7 protein-coding genes are annotated in these 7,133 nt (G+C 64.3%); 3 read left to right on the top strand and 4 right to left on the bottom strand.

Translation table 11 applies throughout. The features are described from left to right. The first annotated feature begins 262 nt into the window (after nt 1–262). Nucleotides 263–1,636, top strand: a complete 1,374-nt coding sequence (der, locus tag WA702_RS08510) for a ribosome biogenesis GTPase Der (RefSeq protein ID WP_425110080.1) — start codon at nt 263–265, stop codon at nt 1,634–1,636. Between the two features lie 7 nt (nt 1,637–1,643). Here the strand turns inward: der and WA702_RS08505 are convergent, their stop codons facing one another. Continuing rightward, a complete protein-coding gene (locus WA702_RS08505; RefSeq protein WP_425110079.1) occupies nt 1,644–1,991 on the bottom strand; it encodes a hypothetical protein in 348 nt (115 codons plus the stop codon). Between WA702_RS08505 and WA702_RS08500 the strand changes: the two genes are divergently transcribed. Continuing rightward, nucleotides 1,990–3,123, top strand: coding sequence for a helix-turn-helix transcriptional regulator (locus tag WA702_RS08500; RefSeq protein ID WP_425110078.1), 1,134 nt, complete (start codon nt 1,990–1,992; stop codon nt 3,121–3,123). The two genes, WA702_RS08505 and WA702_RS08500, sit on opposite strands and share 2 nt — an antisense overlap. Before the next feature lie 113 nt (nt 3,124–3,236). After that, nucleotides 3,237–3,395 (top strand): hypothetical protein, encoded by a 159-nt coding sequence (locus WA702_RS08495; RefSeq protein WP_425110077.1) that lies wholly within the window; start codon nt 3,237–3,239, stop codon nt 3,393–3,395. A 213-nt stretch (nt 3,396–3,608) separates the two neighbouring features. Here the strand turns inward: WA702_RS08495 and WA702_RS08490 are convergent, their stop codons facing one another. The 3 genes from WA702_RS08490 to WA702_RS08480 form a co-directional block, all read right to left on the bottom strand. Further along, entirely contained in the window at nt 3,609–4,835 is a 1,227-nt protein-coding gene (locus WA702_RS08490; RefSeq protein WP_425110076.1) for an ABC transporter substrate-binding protein, read from the bottom strand. A gap of 287 nt (nt 4,836–5,122) precedes the next feature. Further along, a complete protein-coding gene (locus WA702_RS08485; RefSeq protein WP_425110081.1) occupies nt 5,123–6,181 on the bottom strand; it encodes a hypothetical protein in 1,059 nt (352 codons plus the stop codon). A 324-nt stretch (nt 6,182–6,505) separates the two neighbouring features. Then, nucleotides 6,506–7,133: SDR family NAD(P)-dependent oxidoreductase (locus tag WA702_RS08480; protein ID WP_425110075.1), on the bottom strand; the 628-nt coding region annotated here is incomplete at its 5' end.

Below are 7,133 nucleotides of genomic sequence, written 5' to 3'. Positions count from 1 at the left end.
GAGCAGGGCGCCGCAGGCGTGCCGCCGGCGCCCAAGCCGAAGAAGATCGTGCGCAGGCGCACCACCGCGCCGCCGCCTGACGATGCCACCGCACCGGCGCAACAGCCGGCCCAGACCTCGAGCGGCGGTTTCCCGGCCCCGATGCCGAGCGGCAGCTTCAGCCGTTAAGGTCAGCTGCTTTTAAGCCGGCCGTCCGTTTCGGTTTTCGGCGTCTTTGCGTTAAAGCTGGCGCCAACAGCGCCGCTTGTGCGCAGGGATCATCATGCATTTCACGATTGCTATCATCGGCCGGCCCAATGTCGGCAAATCGACCCTGTTCAACCGTCTGGTTGGGCAGAAGCTGGCCTTGGTCGACGACCTGCCCGGCGTCACCCGCGACCGCCGCGAGGGCGAGGCACATCTCGGCGACCTTTCCTTCACCGTGATCGACACCGCGGGGCTCGACGAGGGCGCCAAGGGTTCGCTGACGGCACGCATGCAGGAGCAGACCGAGACTGCGATCAAGCTTGCCGACGCATTGTTCTTCGTGATCGACGCCCGCATGGGCCTGACGCCCAACGACCGCGCCTTTGCCGATTTCGCCCGTCGTGCCGACAAGCCGGTGCTGCTGCTTGCCAACAAGAGCGAGGGCAAGCATGGCGAGGTCGGCGCGATGGAATCCTACGCGCTCGGGCTCGGCGACCCGATCCAGATCTCGGCCGAGCACGGCGAGGGCATGGGTGAGCTCTACGATGCGCTGCGCGACCTGTTGCCCGCCCCGCCTGACGATGACGATGATGACCGCGAGGAAACCGACGAGGAGCGCGCCAAGCGGCCGATCCGGGTCGCCATCGTCGGCCGTCCCAATGCCGGCAAGTCGACGCTGATCAACCATCTGCTCGGGGAGGAGCGGCTGCTCACCAGCCCCGAGGCTGGCACCACGCGCGATTCGATCGCGGTGGAGATCGACTGGAAGGGCCGCGGCTTTCGCGTGTTCGATACCGCAGGCTTGCGGCGCCGCTCGCGGATCGAGGAGAAGCTGGAGAAGCTGTCGGTCGCGGACGCGCTGCGCGCGGTGCGCTTCGCCGAGGTCGTGGTGCTGATGATGGATGCGCAGATCCGCTTCGAGGAACAGGATCTGCGGATCGCCGATTTGATCGAGCGCGAGGGCCGTGCGCTCGTCATCGCCGCCAACAAATGGGACCTGATCGAGGGCAAGCCGGGACAGATATCGGGACTGCGTGCCGACGTCGATCATTTGCTGCCGCAAGTGTCCGGCGCTCCGATTGTTGCAGTTTCCGGCCTGACCGGCGACGGCATTGACCGGCTGATGCAGGCAGTCGTTCAGGCCTACGCGGTCTGGAACAAGCGTGTCTCGACATCCGCGCTCAACCGCTGGTTTGAGCAGGCGATTGCCGCCAGTCCGCCGCCTGCGGTGTCGGGCCGCCGGTTGAAGCTCAACTACATCACCCAGACCAAGGCGCGGCCGCCGAGCTTCGTGCTGTTCTGCTCGCGCGCGGACGCCATCCCGGAATCCTATCTGCGCTATCTCACCAATTCGATGCGCGAGGCCTTCGACCTGCCGGGCACGCCGATCCGCATCACGCTGCGCGAGAAGGCCAATCCGTTCGCGCACAAGCGCAAGCGGCCGTCCTAGATTTTATTTATTCTAATACGTCGTTCAGGAATAAAGGCAGCAATTGCCTGTTTCCGCATCGTGCCTGCATGCGTGTGACGCGCGACACATTGATTTCGATCGCGGTAAAACATGATGGCGTTGAACTCGGGAGCTGATCTCCCGACACATTGATAGGTTCAATATTCGGGGATTCGCCTTGGTCCTGCGTATCGTCGCCATCCTCCAAGTCCGTCGCGCCAGACGCGCCTATGGTGCCCGCCAACACGACGCGACGCATTGCTGTTCGCTTCTCAGGGCGACGCAACGCGTTGCCGATCAATTGATGGCACAGGATGATCCGACGTTCTTCGATGTCGGGCTGGAGAGTGATCATGGCTCACACAGAACGCCTCTCCGAGCTGATCGGAGACATTTATGATGCGGCGATCGATCCGGCATTATGGAACGACGTCGTCGGCCGGGCCGGCTTCTTCGTTGGTGGCCAGGTCGCCACCATCTTCTCAAAGAGCCCGATCGCGGCTAACGGCCATGTCTACTACGAGTCCGGCATCGATCCGGAATATCGCCGGCTGTATTTCGAGCAATATCTGAAGCTCGATCCAACCACGGCCGGCCAGTATTTTGCTGATGTCGGACAGCCGGTGTCGGTCACCGACCTGATGCCCTACGACGAGTTCCAGGAGACTCGCTTCTATAACGAATGGGTCAAGCCGCAGGGGCTGGTCGATTTCGTCTCCACGGTGCTCGACAAGTCGGCGACCACTGCTGCGCTGTTCGGCGTGTTCCGCTACGAGCGCGATGGGCTCGTTGATGACGAGACGCGGGCGCGGATGCAGCTGATCGCGCCGCATATCCGCCGGGCCGTGATGATTGGCCGGCTGATCGATCTCAAGGCGGCAGAATCGGCATCGCTTGCCGACACGCTGGATGGCATCAGCAGCGGTCTGTGCATGGTCGACGGCGCGGGGCGGCTTGTGCATGCCAACGCCGCTGGCCGGCGCATGCTCGACGCAGGCGATCCGCTGTTCGCGCTGGAGGGACGGATCGCCGCGCGTGACCTGAGGGCCGACCGGGCGCTGCAGGACGTCTTCACGGCGGCGCAGGGCGGCGATGCGGCGGTCGGCACGCAGTGTATCGCGCTGTCGCTGACGGCGCAGAACGGGACGCATCACGTCGTCCATGTGCTGCCACTCACCTCGGGCGCGCGGCGCAGCGCCGGCCGCAGCTACGCCGCTGCCGCTGCCATCTTCATTCGCCGCGCGGCGCTGGAGCAGGTCGCGTTGCCGGAACTGATCGCGAAGACCTATCGGCTGACACCGACGGAGCTGCGCGTGCTGCTCGCGATCGTCGAGGTCGGCGGCGTGCCGCAGGTGTCGACGGTGCTCGGCATCGCCGAGACCACGATCAAGACGCATCTGCGCCGCGTCTTCATCAAGACTGGGGCCGAGCGCCAGGCCGATCTGGTCAAGATCGTCGCGGGCTTCGCCTCGCCGCTCGCGAACTGACGACCGCGCAATGTGCGCCGGCGCACAGTCGTTAACGGCTTGTTAGCCAACAATCGTCTCGTGCGGGAACGATGCAATTTGCATCAAATTATCCCGTCACAAGGAGACGAGAGATGAGCAGGCTGTCGTATCTGAGAGAGCAGGCCGCACGCGCCGAGCGCCTGGCCAATAGCGTCGATGATGCGCTGACGATCGAGCGATTGCGTGCCTTTGCCGCCGATTGCCAGCGGGAGATCGAACGGCTGTCGATTCAACAGCCCATCGCGGCCTGATCCGAGTAGATTGCTGCTCGAGCCGACGCGCCGGCTTATCTGCCCGGCGCACCGTTCCTGCTGTCGGCACCCTTGCCGGTCGAGGCCGTCATTGCGAGCGCAGCGAAGCAATCCGAGGAAGCTCGTCATTCCGGGGCGCCTCGAAGAGGCGAACCCGGAATCTCGAGATTCCGGGCTCGATGCTACGCATCGCCCGGAATGACCGCTTCGCGGTCATTTCTTCACCAGCGGACAGTCGCTCGCCTCCAGCGGCTTGGCGGCGTCGTCGGGCGAGATGGTCGCGATCAGCTTGTAATAGTCCCAAGGATATTTCGACTCCTCGGGCTTCTTGACCTCGAACAGATAGGCAGGGATCAGGCGGCGGCCATCGGCGCGCAGCGGGCCCTTGCCGAACAGGGGATCGTCGGTCGGCAGCTCCTTCATCTTGGCGACCACCTTGGCGCCGTCGTGCGGATTGCTGCCGAGCGCGTCCATCGCCTTCAGATAATGCAGCACGGCGGCATAATTGCCGGCCACCGTCATCGACGGCATGGTGTGCTTCGGCGACAGCTTGATGAAGCGCTGCGACCAGGCGCGGGTTTTGTCGTTCAGGTCCCAGTAGAACGATTCGGTGAAGGTCAGGCCCTGCGCGACCTTGAGGCCGAGCGCATGCACGTCGTTGACGAACAGCAGCAGCGCAGCCAGCTTCTGCCCGCCGGCGACGATGCCGAACTCGGACGCCTGCTTGATTGCGTTGGTGGTATCGCCGCCGGCATTGGCAAGCCCGACCACCTTGGCCTTGGACGACTGTGCCTGCAGCAGGAAGGACGAGAAGTCGGCGGTGTTGATCGGGTGCTTGACGGCGCCGAGCACCTTGCCGCCATTGGCGGTGATGACCGCGGTGGTGTCGCGCTCCAGCGCATGGCCGAAGGCGTAGTCGGCTGTGAGGAAGAACCAGGTATCGCCGCCGGCCTTGGTGAGCGCCTTGCCGGTGCCGTTGGCCAGCATGTAGGTGTCGTAGGTGAACGAAACGGTGTTGGCGTTGCAGGCCTTGCCGGTCAGATCCGCGGTCGCGGCGCCGGAATTGAGCAGCACCGCGTTCTTCTCCTTGACGAGGTTGGAGATCGCGAGCGCGACGCCCGAGTTCGGCGTGTCGGCGATGGCATCGACCTTGTCGGTGTCGATCCATTGCCGGGCGATGTTGACGCCCACGTCAGGCTTGTTCTGATGATCGCCGCTCAGCACCTCGATGGTCCAGCCCTTGGCCTTGAGGCCGGAATCCTCCACCGCCATGTTGATGGCGGCGACCGAGTTGGGGCCGCCGATATCGGCGTACAGGCTGTTCATGTCGTTGAGCACGCCGATCTTGACGGTCTTGTCGGCGGCGTGCGCCGCACCTGCCGTGGCGAGCGTGGCAAGGATGGTGAGCGCAGCCGTTCGCCGCGCGAGCGTCGTTGTCATCGTTTCCTCCAGTGTTGCTGCCGGTCGGCTCTCTTGTCGCGGAGCTTGGACGGCTGAAGTTCCGATAGCGTACCGTGCAAGCGCGGGCAATCCGCCGAAAGCCTATGCCAGCGCGCCGTCTTGTCGCGGATGCGGGGATCAAGGCGCGAGTGGGGTGTCGTCATTGCGAGCGAAGCGAAGCAATCCAGAGCCAAGAAGGAAGCCTGGATTGCTTCGTCGCCTGCGGCTCCTCGCAATGACGGACAATTAAGATCTCGGTAGATGCTGCGGCACAAAAAGCGATGCCTTCAACGTAGCGCGTCGGGATTGGTCAGCTTGAATTTCTGGATGCGCTTGCCGGTGTCGACCTCGGCGGTGTAGACGTTGCCGAGCTTGTCGACCGCCATGGCGTGGACCCAGTGAAACTGCCCGGCGTTGCGGCCGTTATGGCCGAAGCTGCCGACCACATTGCCGTTTGCCCGATCGATGATGCGGATCTCGTTGTTCTCGCCGTCGGCCGAGAGCAGATAGCTCTGCTTCGGATCGGGCCAGATCGCGAGGTCCCACACCGCGCCATTGCCGAGCGTATTCTTCTCGAAGAACCACTCCTTGACGAAGCTGCCGTCCTTCTTGAACACCTGGATGCGGTCGTTGATGCGGTCGCAGACATAGACCAGCCCGTCATCAGCGATCTTCACGCAATGCACGGGATTGCCGAACTGCTGCGAGACCGGCGCCTTCGGACCGTAGGCGGCCTGCTTGGTATCGTCGGGCACATGACCGTAAGCACCCCAGTGTCGCTTGTAGGCGCCAGAGCTGGCGTCGAACACGATGACGCGGTGATTGCCGTAGCCGTCGGCGACGTAGATCTCATCAGTCGCCTTGTCGATCGCCGTCTCCGCCGGCTTGCCGAGCTGCGTGGTGTCGTTAGAGCCCTTGCTCGGCGCGATGGTGCCGATCTGCGACACATACTTGCCGTCGAGAGTGAATTTCAGAATGGCATTGTCGTTGTCGGCGTTGCCGCCGATCCAGACGAAGCCGCGCGGGTCGACCTCGATCCCGTGCTCGCGGCCGACCCATTCATAGCCGTCGCCCGGGCCGCCCCACGCGCGCAGCAGATTGCCGTCGGTGTCGAACTCCAGCACCGGCGGCGCCGAGACGCAGCATTTCGAGCGGGGTGGCGTGAGGCTTGCGCCCTTCTCGTCGTCGGTGAGCGAACGCGGGCGGTGGATCAGCCAGATGTGGCCCTGCCAGTCGACGGTGATGCCGCCGACCTGACCGAGGATCCAGTTGTTGGGAAGCTGTTTCGGCCAGGTGGCATCGACGGCGAAGGTCGGGATTTCGCCGGCGAGGGCGATGGTGGCCATGAAGCAACATGCGGCTGCGACCAAAAACCCCAGCGAGCGTGTCGCAAACGTCGTGCGCGTGGTGTGCGTTGACCTCATCGCCTTCTCCCTGAAAACGCGCGTCGCGGTTGATCCGCGATCACGCGCCTAAGTCAATCGCGGCGGGGAGAGGGAGTCAATTGCGAGAGCGCGTCGAGGCGCTCGGGACGATATGCGATCTCATCGTCCGCGCAGGCGGACGATCCAGTACGCCGCGGCCTCTCGATCGATCACGACCGTCTCGGAATACTGGATCCCCGCCTTCGCGGGGATGACAGCGGAGAAAGCCGTCGAAGGCCACGCGCCTTACGCCCACTGCTGAAAGCTCTTCAGCGTGCGGCTCTTGTAGTCGTAGAGCTTGCCGGTCTCGGTCCACTCGGGCGAGCACATTGGCAGGATGAATTCGGCGGCCTGCTCGGGCGTGTCGAGCGTTTCGGGATCCTCGCCGGGGAACACGGTGGCGCGCATGCGGGTGCGGATCGGACCCGGGCTGAACAAATTGACGCGCAGCGCCGTCGAGGCCGTCTCATGCGCCCAGACCCGCGCCAGCGTCTCCAGCGCGGCTTTCGACGCCGCATAGGGGCCGAGATAGGCCGGCGCCTTGGCGGCTGCGCCTGAGGTGACGAACACCGCGCGTCCGGCATCGGAGGCTTTCAGCAGCGGCTCCATGCAGCGCACCAGCTGGAAATTGGCGGTGACATTGATCGCCATCACGTCGACCCACGGCTTGAGATCGATATGGCCGAGCGGCGACGACGGGCCGGGCACGCCGGCATTGCCGATGAGGATATCGAGCTTGCCGTGGCGCTCGTGCAGCGCGGCGCCGAGCCGGGCAATGCCATCGGTGTCGGTCAGCGCGAGCGGCACCAAGGTGGCGCATTCGCCGGTCTCTTTCCGGATCTCGTCGTCGAGTTCCTCCAGGCCTCCCTGGGTG

Source organism: Bradyrhizobium sp., assembly GCF_049798375.1.
Lineage (GTDB): Bacteria > Pseudomonadota > Alphaproteobacteria > Rhizobiales > Xanthobacteraceae > Bradyrhizobium.
The sequence above is the reverse complement of the archived record's forward strand: the minus strand, read 5'-3'. Positions and strand labels throughout refer to the sequence as shown.

Bases quoted from the DNA above. Each gene is read 5' to 3' on its own strand.
- WA702_RS08490 (WP_425110076.1), bottom strand. From the start codon at position 4,835: ATGACAACGACGCTCGCGCGGCGAACGGCTGCGCTCACCATCCTTGCC.
- WA702_RS08495 (WP_425110077.1), top strand. From the start codon at position 3,237: ATGAGCAGGCTGTCGTATCTGAGAGAGCAGGCCGCACGCGCCGAGCGC.
- WA702_RS08505 (WP_425110079.1), bottom strand. From the start codon at position 1,991: ATGATCACTCTCCAGCCCGACATCGAAGAACGTCGGATCATCCTGTGC.
- der (WP_425110080.1), top strand. From the start codon at position 263: ATGCATTTCACGATTGCTATCATCGGCCGGCCCAATGTCGGCAAATCG.
- WA702_RS08485 (WP_425110081.1), bottom strand. From the start codon at position 6,181: ATGGCCACCATCGCCCTCGCCGGCGAAATCCCGACCTTCGCCGTCGAT.
- WA702_RS08500 (WP_425110078.1), top strand. From the start codon at position 1,990: ATGGCTCACACAGAACGCCTCTCCGAGCTGATCGGAGACATTTATGAT.